The organism is Paracoccus endophyticus (genome assembly GCF_003286075.1).
GTDB classification, from domain to species: Bacteria; Pseudomonadota; Alphaproteobacteria; order Rhodobacterales; family Rhodobacteraceae; genus Paracoccus; species Paracoccus endophyticus.
This window is the reverse complement of the sequence record NZ_QLUV01000002.1, coordinates 106,209-124,226: the sequence shown is the minus strand read 5'-3', so window position 1 is coordinate 124,226 and position 18,018 is coordinate 106,209. Positions and strand designations below refer to the sequence as shown.

22 protein-coding genes are annotated in these 18,018 nt (G+C 71.9%); 4 read left to right on the top strand and 18 right to left on the bottom strand.

All coding sequences use genetic code 11. From position 1 onward, the window contains the following. The first annotated feature begins 3 nt into the window (after positions 1–3). Genes DPQ23_RS04250 through DPQ23_RS04240 form a run of 3 tightly spaced genes read left to right on the top strand, consistent with a single transcriptional unit; the run spans position 4 to position 1,174 of the window. Positions 4–495, top strand: coding sequence for a Na+/H+ antiporter subunit E (locus DPQ23_RS04250; protein ID WP_112873571.1), 492 nt, complete (start codon positions 4–6; stop codon positions 493–495). After that, entirely contained in the window at positions 492–773 is a 282-nt protein-coding gene (locus DPQ23_RS04245; protein WP_112873447.1) for a K+/H+ antiporter subunit F, read from the top strand. The genes DPQ23_RS04250 and DPQ23_RS04245 overlap by 4 nt, the downstream gene beginning before the upstream one ends. Beyond that, positions 770–1,174 (top strand): Na+/H+ antiporter subunit G, encoded by a 405-nt coding sequence (locus DPQ23_RS04240; protein WP_112873446.1) that lies wholly within the window; start codon positions 770–772, stop codon positions 1,172–1,174. Before DPQ23_RS04245 ends, DPQ23_RS04240 begins: the two co-directional genes overlap by 4 nt. Positions 1,175–1,179: 5 nt before the next feature. On the opposite strand, the gene DPQ23_RS04235 is transcribed toward DPQ23_RS04240, so the two are convergent. The 3 genes from DPQ23_RS04235 to fsa are packed head-to-tail and all read right to left on the bottom strand — an operon-like array spanning position 1,180 to position 3,472. Further along, on the bottom strand, positions 1,180–2,115 hold the full coding sequence (locus DPQ23_RS04235) for a tyrosine recombinase XerC (protein WP_112873445.1): 936 nt from the start codon (positions 2,113–2,115) through the stop codon (positions 1,180–1,182). Beyond that, the gene (locus DPQ23_RS04230) at positions 2,112–2,819 is read right to left on the bottom strand and encodes a DUF484 family protein (RefSeq protein ID WP_112873444.1); all 708 of its coding nucleotides are present in this window, start codon (positions 2,817–2,819) and stop codon (positions 2,112–2,114) included. The genes DPQ23_RS04235 and DPQ23_RS04230 overlap by 4 nt, the downstream gene beginning before the upstream one ends. Then, complete coding sequence (gene fsa / locus DPQ23_RS04225; protein WP_112873443.1) at positions 2,816–3,472, bottom strand: fructose-6-phosphate aldolase; 657 nt, start codon at positions 3,470–3,472, stop codon at positions 2,816–2,818. Before fsa ends, DPQ23_RS04230 begins: the two co-directional genes overlap by 4 nt. Before the next feature lie 132 nt (positions 3,473–3,604). On the opposite strand from fsa, the gene DPQ23_RS04220 reads away from it, so the two are divergent. Next, on the top strand, positions 3,605–4,132 hold the full coding sequence (locus tag DPQ23_RS04220; protein ID WP_112873442.1) for a TIGR00645 family protein: 528 nt from the start codon (positions 3,605–3,607) through the stop codon (positions 4,130–4,132). Between the two features lie 80 nt (positions 4,133–4,212). On the opposite strand, the gene DPQ23_RS04215 is transcribed toward DPQ23_RS04220, so the two are convergent. From DPQ23_RS04215 to DPQ23_RS04145, 15 genes are all read right to left on the bottom strand, one after another. Further along, entirely contained in the window at positions 4,213–5,091 is an 879-nt protein-coding gene (locus DPQ23_RS04215; RefSeq protein WP_112873441.1) for a bifunctional methylenetetrahydrofolate dehydrogenase/methenyltetrahydrofolate cyclohydrolase, read from the bottom strand. Further along, positions 5,081–5,404: a chorismate mutase gene (locus tag DPQ23_RS04210; RefSeq protein WP_112873440.1), complete on the bottom strand. Its 324-nt coding sequence runs from the start codon at positions 5,402–5,404 to the stop codon at positions 5,081–5,083. Before DPQ23_RS04210 ends, DPQ23_RS04215 begins: the two co-directional genes overlap by 11 nt. A gap of 359 nt (positions 5,405–5,763) precedes the next feature. Then, positions 5,764–7,650: an ATP-dependent zinc metalloprotease FtsH gene (gene ftsH / locus DPQ23_RS04205; protein WP_112873439.1), complete on the bottom strand. Its 1,887-nt coding sequence runs from the start codon at positions 7,648–7,650 to the stop codon at positions 5,764–5,766. Between the two features lie 58 nt (positions 7,651–7,708). Continuing rightward, entirely contained in the window at positions 7,709–8,947 is a 1,239-nt protein-coding gene (gene tilS / locus DPQ23_RS04200) for a tRNA lysidine(34) synthetase TilS (RefSeq protein ID WP_112873570.1), read from the bottom strand. Beyond that, positions 8,937–9,887, bottom strand: a complete 951-nt coding sequence (locus tag DPQ23_RS04195) for a tol-pal system YbgF family protein (RefSeq protein ID WP_112873438.1) — start codon at positions 9,885–9,887, stop codon at positions 8,937–8,939. Before DPQ23_RS04195 ends, tilS begins: the two co-directional genes overlap by 11 nt. Then, positions 9,884–10,396 carry an OmpA family protein gene (locus tag DPQ23_RS04190; protein WP_112873569.1) on the bottom strand — a complete coding sequence of 171 codons (513 nt, stop codon included), beginning with the start codon at positions 10,394–10,396 and terminating at the stop codon, positions 9,884–9,886. Before DPQ23_RS04190 ends, DPQ23_RS04195 begins: the two co-directional genes overlap by 4 nt. A 14-nt stretch (positions 10,397–10,410) precedes the next feature. Continuing rightward, entirely contained in the window at positions 10,411–11,850 is a 1,440-nt protein-coding gene (gene tolB / locus DPQ23_RS04185; protein ID WP_112873437.1) for a Tol-Pal system beta propeller repeat protein TolB, read from the bottom strand. A 58-nt stretch (positions 11,851–11,908) separates the two neighbouring features. Continuing rightward, positions 11,909–13,489 (bottom strand): protein TolA, encoded by a 1,581-nt coding sequence (locus tag DPQ23_RS04180; RefSeq protein ID WP_112873436.1) that lies wholly within the window; start codon positions 13,487–13,489, stop codon positions 11,909–11,911. Next, a complete protein-coding gene (locus tag DPQ23_RS04175; RefSeq protein ID WP_112873435.1) occupies positions 13,482–13,934 on the bottom strand; it encodes an ExbD/TolR family protein in 453 nt (150 codons plus the stop codon). The genes DPQ23_RS04180 and DPQ23_RS04175 overlap by 8 nt, the downstream gene beginning before the upstream one ends. Further along, positions 13,935–14,627, bottom strand: coding sequence for a protein TolQ (tolQ, locus tag DPQ23_RS04170; RefSeq protein ID WP_112873434.1), 693 nt, complete (start codon positions 14,625–14,627; stop codon positions 13,935–13,937). A 173-nt stretch (positions 14,628–14,800) separates the two neighbouring features. Beyond that, positions 14,801–15,199: a tol-pal system-associated acyl-CoA thioesterase gene (gene ybgC, locus DPQ23_RS04165; protein ID WP_112873433.1), complete on the bottom strand. Its 399-nt coding sequence runs from the start codon at positions 15,197–15,199 to the stop codon at positions 14,801–14,803. Between the two features lie 102 nt (positions 15,200–15,301). Further along, positions 15,302–15,910, bottom strand: a complete 609-nt coding sequence (locus DPQ23_RS04160; RefSeq protein WP_112873432.1) for a hypothetical protein — start codon at positions 15,908–15,910, stop codon at positions 15,302–15,304. Continuing rightward, a complete protein-coding gene (locus tag DPQ23_RS04155) occupies positions 15,907–16,581 on the bottom strand; it encodes a putative glycolipid-binding domain-containing protein (RefSeq protein ID WP_205961408.1) in 675 nt (224 codons plus the stop codon). The genes DPQ23_RS04160 and DPQ23_RS04155 overlap by 4 nt, the downstream gene beginning before the upstream one ends. Beyond that, positions 16,571–17,215 carry a CoA transferase subunit B gene (locus DPQ23_RS04150; protein ID WP_112873431.1) on the bottom strand — a complete coding sequence of 215 codons (645 nt, stop codon included), beginning with the start codon at positions 17,213–17,215 and terminating at the stop codon, positions 16,571–16,573. Before DPQ23_RS04150 ends, DPQ23_RS04155 begins: the two co-directional genes overlap by 11 nt. Then, positions 17,215–17,952, bottom strand: a complete 738-nt coding sequence (locus tag DPQ23_RS04145; protein ID WP_112873430.1) for a CoA transferase subunit A — start codon at positions 17,950–17,952, stop codon at positions 17,215–17,217. Before DPQ23_RS04145 ends, DPQ23_RS04150 begins: the two co-directional genes overlap by 1 nt. Positions 17,953–18,018: the final 66 nt, after the last annotated feature.

The window sequence follows — 18,018 nt, the reverse complement described above, 5'->3', positions numbered from 1 at the left end:
TCGCTGGTCCGCCGCCTGCTGCCGCATCCCGGCCTGTCGCTGATCGTGGCGCTGGTCTGGATGATGCTGGTCAACCGCTTTGCCTGGGGCTCGCTGGTCTTTGCCGCCGTGCTGGGCCTTATCGTCCCCGTGATGACCGCGCCCTATTGGCCCGACCGCCCCCGCGTGGGCAGCCCGCGACGGATCGCGGCCTATGTCGGCATCGTCCTGATCGACATCGCCAAGGCCAACATCGCGGTCGCCCGGATCGTGCTGTTCCTGCCCAAGCGCGACCTGCGCCCCTGCTGGCTGACGGTGCCGCTGGACCTGACCACGCCCGAGGCGATCACCGTGCTGGCCGCGACGATCACCCTGACCCCCGGCACCGTCAGCTGCGATCTGTCCGAGGACGGGCACGCGCTGCTGGTCCACTGCCTGCACGCCCCCGATCCCGCCGCCGTGCTGGACGAGATCAAGACCCGCTACGAAGCCAGGCTGAAGGAGATCTTCCGATGACCGCATGGGTCCTGTCGGCCGCCTTGTGGTTCGCCTTCGGCTGCTTCGGGCTGGGGCAGCTGTTCTGCCTGTACCGCGTCGTCTTTGCCCCCGGCCTCAGCGACCGGGTGCTGGCGCTGGACACCATGACGATCAACATGATCGCGCTGCTGACGCTGTTCGGCATCCTGCACGGCACGCCGATGTATTTCGAGGCGTCGCTGCTGTTTGCCATGGTCGGCTTCGTCTCGACCGTGGCCTTCGCCAAGTTCGTGCTGCGCGGGGACATCATCGAATGACCGGGATCGCCGAGATTGTCGTGGCGCTGCTGCTGATCGTGGGCGGCGCCTTCGGAGTGGTGGGGTCCTGGGGGCTGGTGCGGCTGCCCGACCCGATGACGCGGCTGCACGCGCCGACCAAGGCGGCGACTCTGGGGGTCGGCTCGGTGCTGATGGCGTCGATGGCGCATTCATGGTTCCTGCTGGGCCGCGTCACCTGGCACGAACTGCTGATTGCGATATTTCTGTTCCTGACCGCGCCGGTCACGGGCCTGTTCATCGCCAAGGCCCACATGCACCTGTCCTGGGACAAGCGAGAGCTTCCGCGCCCGCACCGCGACGACGACTGGGCCACCTTTGGCGACAGCGCCGCCGAAAGCCCGATGGTGCGCGCACCCGACCCGCCCCCGCGCAGCGAGTGACGCCGTCAGCCGCGGGGATGGGCCGCGCGGTGGGCGGCCAGCAACTGCGCGTCGTTCACGCCGGTATAGACCTGCGTCGTGGACAGCCGCGCGTGGCCCAGCAACTGCTGGATCGTCCGCAGATCGCCCCCCGCCGCCAGCAGATGCGTGGCAAAGCTGTGGCGCAGTGCGTGCGGGGTGGCGGTTTCCGGCAGGCCCAGCGCCACGCGCAGCCGCGCCATCGCCGCGGCCACCGCCTGCGGATACAGCGCACCACCCCGCAGGCCCCGGAACAGCGGCCGGCCGGGCGCCACGGGCCAGGGCGACAGGCGCAGATAGTCCGCGACCGCCGCCCGCGCGACGGGCAGAACCGGGACCACGCGCTCGCGCCCGCCCTTGCCGCGCACGACCAGCGCATCGCCCAGCGGCCAGTCGCCGCCGTCCAGCGCCAGCGCCTCGCCGATCCGCAGGCCCAGGGCATACAGCAGCGTCAGCACCGCCGCATCGCGCGCGGCGATCCAGGGCGTGTCGTGGCCCTGCCCGGCCAGATCCAGCACCGCGCGGGCCTGGTCCACGGCCAGCGGGCGCGGCAGGCTGGGGCGGTGCCTTGGCCCGCGGGTCGACAGGGCGCGGCTCGCGTCGAACCCCTCGCGGTCCGACAGCCAGCGCAGGAACGACCGCACCGCCGACAGCCGCCGGGCAAGGCTGCGCGCCGACAGGCCGCGCGCCCGTTCCGCCGCGGCGAAGGCGCGCATGTCGGTCTGCACCACCTCGCCCAGCCGGCCGGGCAGCGCGGGTTGGCCGTGATAGCCGCCCAGAAACATCAGGAACGCCAGCACGTCCCCCTGATAGGCGCGGATCGAATGGTCCGACCGTCCCCGCGTCGCGCGTTCTGCGTCCAGCCACCGGGCCAGCGCCTCCGCCATGGCGGGGGCCAGCGCCAGCGGCTGCGGGGCGGTCATGCCGACAGCCAGCCCAGCAGCACCAGCCGGAACGCCTGGCCGAAGAACCGCAGCAGGTCGGTGCCCTGAGCGGGCGTGAAGCGGCCGGGTTCCATCGAGCCGATCAGCAGCAGCGCCGGACGCCGACCGGGGCCCAAGTCCAGCGGCAACAGCGCCTCGGACGCGACCTCGGTGCCGTGCAGGGCGCGGGTGTCGGCCACCGCCCGGCGCAGCACGATGTCGTCGCCGCGCGGCGCGCGCCGGCCTGCCGCGACCATGCGGGCGACGGCGCCGGGCGGCACCATCACCAGCGTCCCGCCGGCCTGCGGGGGCGGGCCGCCGTCGCCTGCGGTTTCCATCACCAGGCGCAGCGTCTCGACCCGCAGGATGGGGGCGACGTGGCTGTCCAGATTGTCCAGAAAGCCCGCGAAATCCAGCGGCTCGAGCAGCGACAGGACGGCGCGGTGGATGGTGTTCATCCCCGACTGGTTTTCATACGCCGCCGAGATCACGCTTTCATGCGCGGCCTCCAGCCGGTCCAGCCGATGCTCCAGCGCCTCCATCGCGCGGCCGCGGATATCGACGACATTCGCGCCCAGTTCGGCCTCGCGCGCGGCGACCAGCGCGCGCATCAGGTCGCGGTCGGCCAGGATCAGGGCCGGCTCGGCGATCAGTTGCGCGCGGGTGGCATCGTCCAGCGCGGCGGGCGCGGCGGTCTCGGTCATGCGCCGATCTTCTGGCCCGTCTTGGCCCAGTCCGCGGTGAACTGCTCCAGCCCCTTGTCGGTCAGCACGTGGCTGGCCATGGCCTTGATGACCGCGGGCGGCGCGGTGATGACGTCGGCGCCGACGCGGGCGCAGGCGATGACGTGGTTGACCGACCGGATCGAGGCCGCCAGCAGGTTCGTCTCGTAGCCGTAGTTGTCATAGATCTGGCGGATGTCGGCGATCAGCTCCATCCCGTCCAGGCCGATGTCGTCCAGCCGGCCGATGAACGGGCTGATGAAGGTCGCGCCCGCCTTGGCCGCCAGGATCGCCTGCGCAGCGGTAAAGCACAGCGTGACATTGACCATGTGGCCGTCGTCGGTCAGGGCCTTGCAGGCCTTCAGCCCGTCCCAGGTCAGCGGCACCTTGACGGTGACGTTGGGCGCGATGGCGGCCAGCTTGCGCCCCTCGGCGATCATGTCGGCGGCCTGTTCGGCCACCACCTCGGCGCTGACCGGGCCGGGCACCAGTTCGCAGATCTCGCGCGTGACCTCGAGGATGTCGCGGCCGGACTTCAGGATCAGCGAGGGGTTGGTGGTGACGCCGTCCACCATCCCCAGCTCGTGCAGTTCGCGGATCGCGGCAATGTCGGCGGTATCGACGAAAAATCTCATGGCCGGTGGCCTCCTGGGAATGGCTGCTGCGGGTTTAGCCCAGTTCCCCCAGCACGAAAAGCCCGACGCGGCGGCTTGCCCGCGAACCCGGTCCCGCCTATCTGCGGCGGCAGGAAACCAGGGGGCCAGGGCATGGAAAAGGCGTTCGAGCGGCTGCTGTTTGCGTCGCGCTGGCTGATGGCGCCCATGTACCTGGGGCTGGTCGCGGTGCTGGCGATGATGCTGGTCGTGTTCCTGCGGCAGACCGCCTATTATCTGGCGCAGGCGATGACCATGACGGCGGAAACCGCGATCCTTGCGGCGCTGTCGCTGATCGACCTGACGCTGGCGGCGAACCTGCTGCTGATCGTGATCTTCTCGGGCTACGAGAACTTCGTCTCCAAGCTGGACATCGGCAACGACAGCGAACGTCCGGCCTGGATGGGCACGGTCGATTTCTCGGGGCTGAAGATGAAGCTGATCGCCTCGATCGTGGCGATTTCCGCCATCGACCTGCTCAAGCGGTTCATGGAGCTGGGGCGGCCCAACATCGTGCCGCTGGGCGACCGCGAGCTGCGCTGGCTGGTCATCATCCATGTGGTCTTCGTCGTGTCCGGCCTGCTGATGGCAGCCATGGACTGGCTGGTCGCCCGCAGCGGCAAGAAATACGGCGGATCGTAAGGGCCAAAGGCGCCGCCACGGGAAATGGGGGCGCGGTGGCGCGCCCGGTGGCGGAGCCGCGGGCCGTGGATCGCCCGGCCCTAGGGCGTCAGCCCCTGCGGATCGGGCAGGCCGTTCACCCGCGCCGTGGCGGTCAGCGTGTTGGCCAGCAGGCAGGCGATGGTCATCGGCCCCACCCCGCCCGGAACCGGCGTGATCGCGCCGGCCACGGCCCGCGCCGCGTCGAAGTCCACGTCGCCCGTCAGCCCGTCGTCGGTGCGGTTGATCCCCACGTCGATGATGGTAGCGCCCGGCCTGATCCAGTCGCCCCGCACAAAGCGCGCCCGACCCACCGCGGCCACCAGGATGTCGGCGCGGCGGCACAGGTCGGGCAGGTCGCGGCTGCGCGAATGGGCGACCGTGACCGTGGCGCTGTCGGCCAGCAGCAGCTGCGCCATGGGCTTGCCCACGATGTTGGATCGCCCGATCACCAGCGCGTTCAGCCCCGACAGATTGCCCAGCCGGTCGCGCAGCATCATCAGGCAGCCCAGCGGCGTGCAGGGCACCATCGCCCTTTGCCCGGTGGCCAGCCGCCCAGCGTTCAGGACCGTGAAGCCGTCCACGTCCTTTTCCGGCGCGATGGCGTTGATCACCGCCCCCTCGTCCATGTGGCGGGGCAGCGGCAGCTGCACCAGGATGCCGTTCACCGCCGGGTCCCGGTTCAGCCGCGCGATCAGCGCCAGCAGGTCGTCCTGCGGCGTTCCGGCCGGCAGGCGGTGCTGAAAGCTTTCCATTCCGACCTCGACCGTCGCCTTGCCCTTGGACCGGACATAGACGGACGAGGCGGGGTCCTCGCCCACCAGCACGACGGCAAGGCCCGGGGTGATGCCGTGATCGGCCCGCAGCGCGGCGACCTGTTCGGCGATGCGCCCTCGCAGCGCCGCGGCAAAGCCCTTGCCGTCGATCAGTTCAGCCGTCATCGCGTTCCCCCAGCGCCCGCGCCTCTTGCGCGATGAAATGCTCCATCATTCGCCTCCACAGGGCCTCGGCCAGGTCCGGGTCCAGCCCGGCACGGACGGCGTTCGCGCGGGCGTTCGCGGCGACCTCCTCGACGCGCCAGCCGATGCGGGCGGGCAGGCCGGCCTGCGCCTTGATCTGAGCGGCGCGGTCGATCAGGCGCGAGCGGTCGGCCAGCAGGTCAACCAGCCGCCGGTCCAGCGCGTCGATGGCAGCGCGCAGGGCGGTCATGTCGGTCAGGGCGGCGATATCGTCGGGCGTCAGGGGCGAAGTCATGCCGCCTCATGCCCGCCCCCGCGCAGCGGCGCAAGCCGTCGCGGCCGCACGCCGCGCGCCGCGGCCCGCCGCGCCACCGGGCGGTCGTGGCAGGAATGTCGCAGAGCCTCGGCGGTTTTCCGCGCAAACGGAACAGGCGCGGCACCCTGCGGTTGAACCATCATCATGGGCACGCACGCCCGCATCGGAAAGGACGCAGCCATGGACGCCGTCTCGTTCGTCATCAACCTCGGGTTCGCCCTCGGGCTGACGCTGGGCGCCGCGCTGCTGCTGGTCGTCTGACCCTGTCCGGCCGCCCCGCCGCGCATGAAAAAGCCCCGGCCGTGCGGCCGGGGCCCGATCCTGTCACCGCCAGCAGATCACGCCTGGGGCAGCGGCTCTCCGGCCGGGCGCACCGGGCGCGGCACCGCCGGAATCGACGGGATGGCCGATCCGGGCAGGTCGTCGTCGCCGCCCAGAGGCTCGCCCCGGATGACCTTGCCGATTTCCTCGCCGGTCAGCGTCTCGTACTCCAGCAGGCCCCGGGCCAGGCGCTCGAACTCCTCGGACTTTTCCAGCAGGATGCGGTGCGCTTCCCGATAGCCGTTCTCGATCAGCTCGCGGACCTCCTGCTCGATCAGCTCCTTGGTCGAGGCGCTGACCGAGAACCCGCCGGTATTGCCGGAATAGCCCTCGTGCGCCTCGGCGTAATCCACCGCGCCGACCTTTTCGGACATGCCCCAGCGCATCACCATCGCGCGGGCCAGCGCGCTGGCCTGCTGAATGTCGCCGGCGGGACCGTTCGAGACGCCTTCCTCGCCATACTTGATGATCTCGGCGGCCTTGCCGGCCATCGTCATGGTGATCTTCTGCTTGGCCTCGTCCTTGTGGAAGTTCAGCCGGTCCACCTCGGGCAGGCTGACCACCATCCCCAGCGCGCTGCCGCGCGGGATGATCGTCGCCTTGTAGACCGGGTCGCACTTGGGCAGCGACAGCCCGACGATGGCGTGGCCGGCCTCGTGATAGGCGGTCTTTTCCTTCTGCTCGGGCGTCAGGACCATGCTGCGGCGTTCCACCCCCAGCATCACCTTGTCCTTGGCGCTCTCGAAATCCTCCATCGTGACAAAGCGGCGGCCGATGCGCGCGGCCATCAGCGCGGCCTCGTTCACCAGGTTCATCAGGTCGGCGCCGCTGAATCCGGGCGTGCCGCGGGCGATGATCCGCAGGTCCACGTCAGGGCCTTGCGGCACCTTGCGGGCGTGGACGTTCAGGATCTTCTCGCGGCCCTTGATGTCGGGGTTCGGCACGTGGATCTGGCGGTCGAAGCGGCCGGGGCGCAGCAGCGCCGGGTCCAGCACGTCCTTGCGGTTCGTGGCGGCGATGATGATGATCCCCTCGTTCGCCTCGAACCCGTCCATTTCGACCAGCAGCTGGTTCAGCGTTTGCTCGCGCTCGTCGTTGCCGCCGCCGATGCCGACGCCGCGGGCGCGGCCCACCGCGTCGATCTCGTCGATGAAGACGATGCAGGGGGCGGATTTCTTGGCCTGCTCGAACATGTCGCGCACGCGGCTGGCGCCGACGCCCACGAACATTTCCACGAAGTCCGAGCCCGAGATGGTGAAGAAGGGCACCCCCGCCTCGCCGGCGATGGCGCGGGCCAGCAGGGTCTTACCCGTGCCGGGGGGGCCGACCAGCAGCGCGCCCTTGGGGATCTTGCCGCCGAGGCGGCTGAACTTCTGCGGGTTGCGCAGGAACTCGACGATCTCCTCAAGCTCCTCCTTGGCCTCGTCGATGCCTGCCACGTCGTCGAATGTGACGCGGCCGTGCTTTTCGGTCAGCAGCTTGGCCTTGGACTTGCCAAAGCCCATGGCGCCGCCTTTTCCGCCCCCCTGCATCCGGTTCATCATGAAGATCCAGACGCCGATCAGCAGGATGAAGGGCAGCCAGACGCCCAGCAGCGACATGAAGCCCGACTGCTGCTGGCGCTCGACCTTGACCTCGACGTTCTTGTCCAGCAGGCGGCTGGCCAGCTCGTCCCCGGCGGGGCGGACGGTGACATACTGCTTGCCGTCGGTGGCGGTGATCAGCACGTTCTCACCGTCGATGGTGACGCCGGTGACCTGGTCGTCGTTCACCCGCTGGATGAAATCGGAATAGCTGATCTGGCGGCTGTTCATCTGGGACTGCCCACCGCCAAAGGCGTTGAACAAGGCCAGGATCATCAGGAACAGAACCACCCAGAAGGCGATGTTGCGCGCGTTGCCCAAGGGCAGGTCCTCCGCGGGAATGTCATTGGGCCTAAAATAGGTCGTCGCGTCCCCGGTATCAATGCGCCGACAGGCTTGCCGTGAAATCAGCCGCATCGCGCAGCGGTCGCGCACGGATCGGCCCCGCGTCCAGCAGCGGCACCACCGATCCCTGCGCCGCCTGGACCAGCGGCGCAGCCAGCAGTGCGGCGCGCGACAGGCCGCCGGCGCGCCACTCGCGCACCGCCAGGTCGGCGGCGAGGGTCGCCCGAACCCGGCATCCGTCGGGCAGGCCGGTCAGGTGCCAGCGGCCGTCCCAGACCGCCGTGCCGCCCCGCGGGGCGGCGGTCGCACGGGCGGCGGCGGCGGGCTCGCGGGCGAACGCGATCCACTCGGCTCGCGGCCGGGCGATGACGCCCCCCAGCGTCGCTTGCCGGCCCGCTGCCAGCGCCGCCACCAGGCGGTCCACGGGTTCGCGCCGGGGCGGGTAATCCGCCCCCGTGACCCAGCGCAGCGCGGCCACGGCCAGGCGGCGGCGCAGCTCGTCGGGCGCGTCGTGCCAGGGGCCGCGCGGCAGGCTCAGCACGCCGCAGTCCGCGCGCACGCCCTGCGCGGCCGCCCGGGCGGCGTGCCCCAGCGCCGCGCGCGCCTGCGCCAGGTTCGCCGCCGATCGGGCCAGCGCCCCCACGGGCAGGTCCAGCCCGGCCAATGCGCGGCGGATGCGCACGCGGTCGAAGTCCGCGTTCTCGTTGGTCGGGTCGTCGATCCAGGCCAGCCCCTGCCCCTGCAGCCAGCCGCGCAGATCGGCCCCGCGCGTGCCCAGCAGCGGCCGCAGCCACAGCACGCCCGCCGCCGGCCGCGCCTCGGCCATGCCCGACAGCCCGTCCACGCCCGCGCCGCGCGCAAGCCGCATCAGCAGGGTCTCGGCCTGGTCGTCCATCGTGTGGCCCAGCGCCAGCGCCGGCACGCCCCGACCCTGCGCCCAGTCCGACAGCAGCGCCATGCGCGCGCGGCGGGCCGCCGCCATCAGGTTGCCGGCCGGCGCCCCGGCGCGGTCCCAGCGCAGCACGTCATGCGCCACCCCGGCGTCCGCCGCCATGCGGCCCGCACAGGCGGCCTCGGCGGCGGAACCGGGGCGCAGGGCGTGATCGACCGTCGCCGCGACGATGGGCACGCCCCGGGCCCGGCCCCAGTCGGCTGCGATCCGCAGCAGCGCCAGGGAATCGCCCCCGCCAGACAAGGCCACGCCCAGCGCGGGCAAGGACCCGGCCAGCCTGTCGAGTGCGGCGATGACAAGGGGCTGCGGGTCAGTCCCCATCGGCCAGGTCGGCCGCGGCCTCGGCATCCGCGCCGGCCGTTGCCGGGATTGCATCCGCGTCCTCGGGCGGGGCGCCCGTGTCGCAGCCGGCCGAGGCCATGCGCTTGGCCGCCTGATCCGCCTGCGACGTGCCGGCAAAGCGCGTCGTCAGTTCCAGCAGATAGACGCAGCCCTCGGACGCGGGGCGGCCGGTGGCGCTGACCCGCGACAGGCCCAGCAGCGCGTCGGGCGCGCGCGGCCCGGTCGGGTCGGCGGAAAACGCCGACAGCCAGGCTGCGGTCGCCCCCTTTGGATCGGACGCGGCATCAAGCGCTGCGCCCTTGAGAAACAGGGCCTCGGCCGCCGCCGGGCTTCCGGCGTGAACGATCGCGAACGTGCCGTAAAGCTGCGCCGCCCCTGTGAAATCACCCGCCTGCATCGCCTGAGCGGCCCGGTCCAGATCGGCGCGCTCCTGCGCGGTCAGCGCGCCGGGCAGCGGCGCGTCCCCCGCGGACCCGCGCATGACGGGGGGGGACACGCGCACTCCGGCACCGTCGGGATCGCCCAGCGTGGGGGTGGTCAGCGCGCCCAGGTCGCAGCCCTCCTCCATCTCGCACAGGCGGAACTCGATGTCGCCCACCCGGTTGGTGCCGTCCTTGACCACGCGATCGATGCGGTTCTTCAACCGCTCGGTCTCGCCGGTCAGGCGCGAGAGTTCGGATTCCATTGCGTTCATGCGGTCGATGGCGCTGTCGCCGCCGGCGGCCTTGAACCCGGCCGCGCCCGAGGCGTTCAGCTCGGCCCGCAGCGATTGCAGCTCGGCCGTCAGCGCGCGCAGGTCGGCCCGCACATCCGCCAGCGTGGCCGCGGGGCGCTGGTCCTGCGCGGCCGCCGGAAGGGTGAGCGGCAGCGCCAGCAGACCGGCCGCCAGCACCGCGCCGCGGATGCCGCGCAGCCTCATACCCCCGCCCCCGGCTGGACGATCGTCACCGCGCGGCGGTTCTTGTCATAGCATTCCGGCGTCGAGCACACCTCGAGCGGACGTTCCTTGCCCATCGACCGCGTGGTGATCCGCCCCGCCTCCACGCCCTGCGCGATCAGGTATTCCTGCACCGCGCCGGCGCGGCGGGCGCCCAGCGCAAGGTTGTATTCGCGCGTGCCCTGTTCGTCGGAATGGCCCTCGACCACCGAGGAGAAGCTGCCGTTCCGCTTGAGCCATTCGGCCTGCCGGACCAGCGTCGCCCGCGCCTCGGCGCCCAGCGTGGCCTGGTCCTGCGAAAACAGCACGGTGTCGCCGGCGGTGGTGCGAAAATCCTCGGCCGTGGCCCCCAGCCCGGCCAGGTTGCCCGTATAGCCCGCGCTGGGCCGTCCGGCATAGGGATCGACCACCAGCGGGGCGGGCGCGGGCTGCGCGCAGGCCCCCAGCAGACCCAGCAGGGCCGCAGCGCCCGAAATGCGGAACCGAACCATCGTCACCCTCATCGTCATGGCAAAAGCGGGCCCCAGTCGGGATCGGAGGCCGCGCCCTGCACGTCGACGGGGCGCATGTTGCGTCCGGTGACATCGACGGAATGCAGTCGCGGCGTGCCATCCCCGCCCGGAGTCTGGCGCGTGAACATCACCACGCGGCCATTGGGGGCCCAGGTCGGGCCCTCGTCAAGGAACGATTCCGTCAGCATTTTCTCGTCCCCGCCGTCCGGGCGCATGACCCCGATGTGAAAGCGGTCGTCCTGCTGGTTGGTAAAGGCGATCAGGTCGCCCGTGGGGGACCAGACCGGCGTGCCATAGCGGCCGGGGCCGAAGCTGATGCGCGTGGGCTCGCCCGATCCGTCGGCGGGCATGACATAGATCTGCGGGCTGCCCGACTGGTCGCTTTCGAACACGACCTGCGTGCCGTCAGGGCTGTAGCCGGGCGAGGTCTCGATCCCCGGCGTGCTGGTCAGCGGCCGTTCCGCGCCGGTCGCCACGTCCATCTGCCAGATGTCGGTGTTGCCGGATTTCTCGCGCGAATAGACGATCCAGCGGCCATCGGGCGAAAAGCGCGGCGCAAAGCTCATGGTGCCCGCCTCCTGCTTCAGCGCGCGGGTGTCCAGCGTGGTGATGTCCATCAGCATGACCTGCGGCGCGCCGCGCGCAAAGCTGGTGAACAGCAGCTGCTGTCCGTCGGGCGAGAACCGCGGCGCCAGCACCAGCGCGCTGTCGTCGGTCAGCCAGATCGGGTTGGCGCCGTCGTAGTCCATGATCCCGATGCGTTTGAGGCGCGCGTCCTTGGGACCGCTTTCGGCGACAAAGGCGACGCGGCTGTCGAAATACGGCGTCTCGCCGGTGATCCGCGCATAGACCTGATCGGCCGCCTTGTGCGCCGCGCGGCGCCAGCTTGTCTCCTCGACATCGAACTGGATGCCGTCGCCCAGCGGCTGGCCCGAGAAGATGTCGAACAGCCGGAACTTGACCGTGACCCGGCCATCGGCCACGGCGACGGCCCCCGTCACCAGCGCCTCGGCGTTGACGGCCCGCCAGTCGGCATAGGCGACCGGCTCGTCGAAGCCTTGCGGGCGCGCGACATGGGCCTCGGGCGGGATGGTGCGGAACAGGTCGGTGCCGGTCAGGTCGGCGGTCATCACCTGCTGGACCTGGCGGGCCATCTCGGCGGCCCCGCCCTCGTCGAAGAAGGGGGCGACGGCGATCGGCATCGCCTCGACCTGCCCGCCGGTGATCTCGATCCGCAGGGGGCCGCTGTCCTCGTCCCCCGCCACGGCATCCGCCGAGGGAGCGGCCTCGGCGACCGCACCGGCGGCCGGGGCCTCCTGCGCCAGCACGGGGCCGGCCAGCGGCAGCCACGCCGCCGCCACCGCCGCAAGCAGGGTGGGCAGGGCAGCCTTGGGACGATGGGCGCAGGTCGGTGTGCGGGTCAAACGGATCATGGGCGCAGCCTTATCGGAAAAGCGGGTCGGAAGCCATGGCGGCCAGGGCGCCGGTCTGTCATCGCAGCGTGGGCCCCCCGGTCGGACGGAAATCGACGATGACCTCGCGCCAGCGGGCGTATTTCTCGGGCGGCAGGCGATAGCCGTCCTGTTGCAGGGCGCAGCGCCGGATCGCGCGGCGCGCGGCCTCGAACGCCTGTCGCGCGGCCGCGTCCGAGCCACCCTCATGCGCGATCAGGCGAATCGATTCGGCCTCGGGCATCCCGTCGCGGCCCATCGAGAACCCGACGCTGACCGTGGTGCGCTGGGCCTCGCGCGACAGCGCGCCGATGTTCCAGCATTCCGCGATGGTCAGGCGAAAGCTGTCCTTTTCCCCCGCCGACAGGGGCGGGGCGTCGGGCGCGCGGCCGCCGCCGCCCTCGGCCCCCGCGCCCTCGGGCAGGTCCATCGCCTCGTTCAGCGCAGCGGTCAGGGGGTCTGCGTCCGGGGCGGGGCGCGGGGCCTCGGCCTGTTCGCGGGCTAGGGCCTCGGCCTCGATCCGCGCGGCTTCCTCGGCGGCGCGGGCCAGGGCCTCGGCCGCGGCCTGCGCGGCGGCCTGCTCCTCGGCCCGGCGCAGTTCGTCCTGGGCCTCGCGGCGCGCGTCCTCCTCGGCGCGGCGGGCCGCGGCGCGGCGCTCGGCCTCCTCCTGCGCCTGCCGCTCGGCCTCCTGCCGCTCGGCCTCGGCTTGCGCGGCCTGCATCGCCGCCTGCCGCTCGGCCTCCTCGCGGGCCTGCGCCTCAGCCTCGGCGCGCTCGGCCTCTGCGGCGGCGGCCAGGGCGGTCTCACGCTCGGCCTGCGCGCGGGCTGCGGCCTCGGCCGCAAGGCGCTGGCGTTCGGCCTCGGCAGCCTCCTCCGCGCGCTGGCGTTCGGCCTCGGCGGCGGCGTCGGCACGGCGCTGGCGGTCCTCGGCGGCCGCCTCGGCCGCAGCGGCCTCCGCCGCGCGCTGGCGTTCGGCCTCGGCGGCTGCGGCCAGCCGCTCGGCGCGCCTGTCGCGCGCCGCGGCCACGTCGAAGGGCGCGCGCGAGGTCGTCAGCACCGGCGCGGGCGCGGTCGCGATCACCGGCGCGTCGGACGCGGGCGGTGGCGGGGCCAGCGCCGGCCCTGCCGCGGTGGCGCCTGTGCCTTCGGCCGCGGGGACGGGGGGCGCATCGTCGGCGGCCGGGCTGGGCTGTCGCGGCTCGGGTGCGACGGTCGCCACCGCGACGGGGGTCTGGGGCTGCTGCATGTCGCTGACATCGGGCGCGGCCTCAGGCGCGGCCAGCGGCGCAGGCAGGGCCGAGGGATCGGCGTCCGGGGTCGGCGGCGACACGGCCTGCGCGCCGCCGGGCACCACCTCGTCGTCAGGCGGGCGCGGCTGGGCGGGGGTCGCCGCGGCCTCGTCGGCGACAGGGCCGCGGCCGCGGCTGGCGGCCGCCATCTGCTGGAACTGCGCCTCGGACATGGTCTCGACCTCGGCCATGCGGATGGCGGGCGGGGCCTGCGGACGGAACAGCGCGCCGCCCAGCGCCACCCAGGCGATCAGCGCGGCGTGGCCCGCGCCGGAAATCCAGGCGGCAATCCGGCGCTCGCGCGCCTCGTCCGGGGGAAACGGGTCAGCCATCCATCCGCGGGCCGCCGGCGTCGGTCACCAGCACGATGTCGCTGTAACCGGCGGCGTTCAGCGCCCCCATGACCTGCATGACGCGCGCATAGGCCACGTTGCCGTCGGCGCGCAGATAGACCCGGCTCGAGGTCCGCTCGGCCGCGACGGCGCGCAGGCGGCTGACCAGCTCGCCCTCGGGCACCTCGGATGTCATCAGGACCAGCGGCCCTTCGACCGGGATCGAGATCGTCAGCGGCTCCTCGGGCTCTTGCGCCACGGCCTCGGCGGCGGTGCGGGGCAGCTCCAGCGGCACGCCCACGGTCAGCAGGGGCGCGGCCACCATGAAGATGATCAGCAGCACCAGCATCACGTCCACGAACGGCGTCACGTTGATCTCGGCCATGGGCGCGTGGCGGCGGCGGCCGGGACGCGCCGCCGCGCGGCGGTTGATGCCCGCGCCCATTCAGGCGTCCTCGATCTGGCGCGACAGGATGGTCGAGAACTCGTCCGCGAAGGCCTCGTGCCCGGCGGTGATGCGCTCGGCGTCCGACGCGAGCTTGTTGTAGAAGACGACGGCCGGAATCGCCGCCAGCAGGCCCAGCGCGGTCGCGACCAGCGCCTCGGCGATGCCGGGGGCCACGACGGCCAGGCTGGTGTTCTGCGACAGCGCGATGCCCTCGAACGCGGTCTTGATGCCCCAGACGGTGCCGAACAGCCCGATGAAGGGCGCGGTCGATCCGACCGTCGCCAGGAACGGCAGGCCGCGCGTCAGCCGGTCGCTTTCGCGGTTGATCGCCACGTTCATCGCGCGGTCGATGCGCGGCTGGGTGCCGGGGATCAGCGCGCCGTCGTCGCGCTGGGACCGCCGCCATTCCGCCATGCCCGCCGAAAAGATCCGCTCGGCCGGCCCGCCCGCGCGCCCGTTCATCGCGTCATACAGGTCGTCCAGCGGCTGGCCCGACCAGAACTGGCGGTCAAACCGCGCCGAATCCCGCCGCGCCGCGCCTTGCACCATCAGCTTGCGGATGATCACCGCCCATCCCCAGACCGACGCGGCAACCAGGATCACCATCACGATCTTGACCACCAGCCCCGCGCGCAGAAACAGCGCGATCAGCGAGAAATCGACCGGCGCCCCGACGGCGAGTTGTTCCATGTGACTGCCCCTTGTTGCCGGCCTTGGCGGACGCGCCGCGCCCGGGAAAGGTCGCCCTGCCCCGGCCCGGTCCGCTGGTCGCGGCGTTTTGCCAAGCTTCTAGCCCTGAATGCCAGCCCCGCGCCAACACAGTTGCGCGATGCCGGCGAACCGCCGCCCGCGGGAACGCGGCGTCAGCCCGTCCCCAGCGCCGCCCGCACCGGCCCCGGAACCCGGTGCGCCCGCATCGCCGCCAGATCGACGCAGACCAGGGTGACGCGGGCGGAAAACAGCGTCTGGCCGCCCCGTTCCACGGTCTGGGTCAGCGTCAGCCGCGATCCCGCGATCGCGTCCAGGACCGTGACCACCTCGACCAGGTCGTCAAAGCGCGCCGGGCGCAGGTAATCCGCCTCGACCCGGCGCACCACGAAGGCCAGGTTGTGATCCGCCAGCATCCGCGCCTGATCCACCCCCGCCGCGCGCAGGTATTCGCTGCGGCCGCGCTCGATGAACTTGAGGTAGTTGGCATAGTAGACAACCTGACCCAGGTCGGTGTCCTCGTAATAGATGCGGATCGGCAGGCGGTGGGTCATGGCGGGCTCCGGCAGGGTCGATCGCCTTCAATCACGGCCGGGCCGGGAAGGGAACCACGCCCGCAGCCTGCCCGCGTCGGGCGAAACCCCGGGCCGGCGGCGTCAGAGCCGCGCGGCCAGCCGCAGCGCGTGGCTGGCATCGCGCGCCGCCACCGGCAGCGCGGGGTCATAGGCCGCGCGGACCAGCGCGGCCAGCGCGGGCGTGGGCACCACCGGGCGCGCGAAGGACAGCATCGCGTTCACCGCGACGCTTTCGGCCAGCCGCGCCGGATGCATGGCCCCCAGCGCGCCGCCCAGCCGCAGGAACGACAGGCAGGCGCGGATGCCCCCGTCCGGGTCAAAGCGCAGCAGCCCGTAGCGGTCGGTCCCCTGCCCGCCCGCGGCGGCGGACAGGCGCGCGGGCAGGTCCTCGACCCCGGTCAGCCGGTCAAGGTCGGGCACGCCCGCCAGCTCGGCCCAGTCCCGGACGGCAAAGATCATCAGGTTCGCGCCCATGTCCGGGTCGGTGTCGGCCAGGGGATGGCGCACGTCGGCCAGGACCGCGGCCAGCGCCGCGCGAAAGATCGCCAGCGTCTCGTCGGCCAGCCCGAAGGCCACCGGCGCCACCGGGCGGCCCCAGCGCGCGCACAGAAAGCCCCCGTCCGCCCCGGTGAACAGGGCGGCGATGGCGTCGGGGGTCAGCCGGTCGGGCGGGTGCCCGGTGGCGATCATGTCCCCGCCTCGTCCGCAGGCCTGCCTGCCGGTGCAGCAGGAGGCCCGGCGCTCTCCGGGCCGTCCGCCGCGCCGTCCGCCGCGCCGTCCGCCGTGCCGAGCCTGCGGAACAGCACCGGGTAGTCCAGCACAAGTCCCAGGTCGTCCACGGTCAGTTCGGCGGTGAAGTCCCGGAACAGCCCGTCATAGCGCCAGACCCGGTCCGCCAGCCGCGTGTATCGCTGCTCGGCCGGCCGGGGGCGAAAGGCGTCCTCGATCTCGGAGGGCAGCGGGACATAGGCGGCGCGGACGGCACGCGTTTCGCCGGGGGCAAGGCCCAGCCGCCGGATCGGCAGCGTGTTGGTCGCGGGCGTGATCCCGATGTCCACGTCCAGGCAGCCGTCGAGATCGGGCAGCGGGGTGCCGCGAAGGACGTCGTGCCAGCGGGCGTTCTCGTCCGCCGTCAGGTGCAGATCGGGCCCGCCCACATAGCGCAGGCGAACCTCGCGCTTGCGGCCCTGCGCGTCGGCGCGCACCGTGTAATGCGCGCCGTAAGACCCGTCGCGCGTGCCGGCCACGGCGCCTTCCAGCACCAGGCCCGCGCCGTCGAGGGTCAGCAGGCAATGTTCCAGCCCCCGGCCCCCGGCGTCGGTCCAGCGCAGTTCGCGCCGGACCGTGCCGTCAGTCGACAATCGTCGCCTCGGTCGCGGCGCGCAGGTCGGCCTCGGTCACGCCATCGGCCAGCTGCACGATCTTGAGCCCGCCGGGCACCACGTCCAGCACCCCCAGGTTCGAGATGATGCGGTCCACCACCCCCTTGCCGGTCAGCGGCAGGGTGCATTCGCGCAGCACCTTGGATTCGCCGGCCTTGTTGGTGTGGTCCATGACCACGACCACGCGACGCACGCCCGCGACCAGGTCCATCGCTCCGCCCATGCCCTTGACCAGCTTGCCCGGGATCATCCAGTTCGCCAGGTCGCCGTTTTCCGCGACCTCCATCGCACCCAGGATCGCCATGGCGATCTTGCCGCCGCGGATCATGGCAAACGACTGCGCGCTGTCGAAATAGGCGGAATGGGGCAGTTCGGTGATCGTCTGCTTGCCCGCGTTGATGAGGTCGGGGTCCTCCTCGCCCTCGTACGGGAAGGGACCCATGCCCAGCATCCCGTTTTCGGACTGAAGGGTGACCTGGACACCCTCGGGAATGTAGTTCGACACCAGCGTCGGGATGCCGATGCCGAGGTTGACGTACATGCCGTCCTCAAGCTCCTGCGCGGCGCGGGCGGCCATCTGGTTGCGGTCCCAGCCCTTTGCGTCAGTGGCCATCAGGCTTCCTCCCCTTGCGCGGCGGGCGCGGTGTTCTGATCGGCGCGCTTGCGGACAGTGCGCTGCTCGATGCGCTTCTCGTGCCGACCCTGGATGATGCGGTGGACGTAGATGCCGGGCAGGTGGATGCCGTCGGGGTCCAGGCTGCCCGCGGGGACGATCTCCTCGACCTCGACCACGCAGACGCGGCCGCAGGTGGCGGCGGGCACGTTGAAGTTGCGTGCGGTCTTGCGGAAGACGAGGTTGCCGGTCTCGTCGGCCTTCCAGGCCTTGACGATGGCAAGGTCGGTGACGATCCCGCGTTCGAGGATGTAGTCCTCGCCGTCGAAGGTCTTGACCTCTTTTCCGTCGGCGATGACCGTGCCCACGCCGGTTTTCGTGTAGAAGCCGGGGATGCCCGCGCCGCCGGCCCGCATCCGCTCGGCCAGCGTGCCCTGCGGGTTGAACTCAAGCTCAAGCTCGCCCGACAGGAACTGGCGCATGAACTCGGCGTTCTCGCCGACATAGGACGACTGCATCTTCCGGATCTGCTTGCTGTCCAGCAGGATGCCCAAGCCGAACCCGTCCACGCCGCAGTTGTTGGACGCGATGGTCAAGTCCCTGACCCCCGAGCGATGGATCGAGGCGATCAGCAGCTCGGGAATGCCGCACAGGCCAAAGCCCCCTGCGGCGATGGACATTCCGTCCCTCAGCAGCCCGTCCAGCGCCGCGTCGGCGTCATCATAGACCTTTTTCATCCGGCCCCCCTTTTGTCGCAGCCGTGTTTGGCGGCTGGGTCACGCTGTGTCAATCTGGCGCGGCAG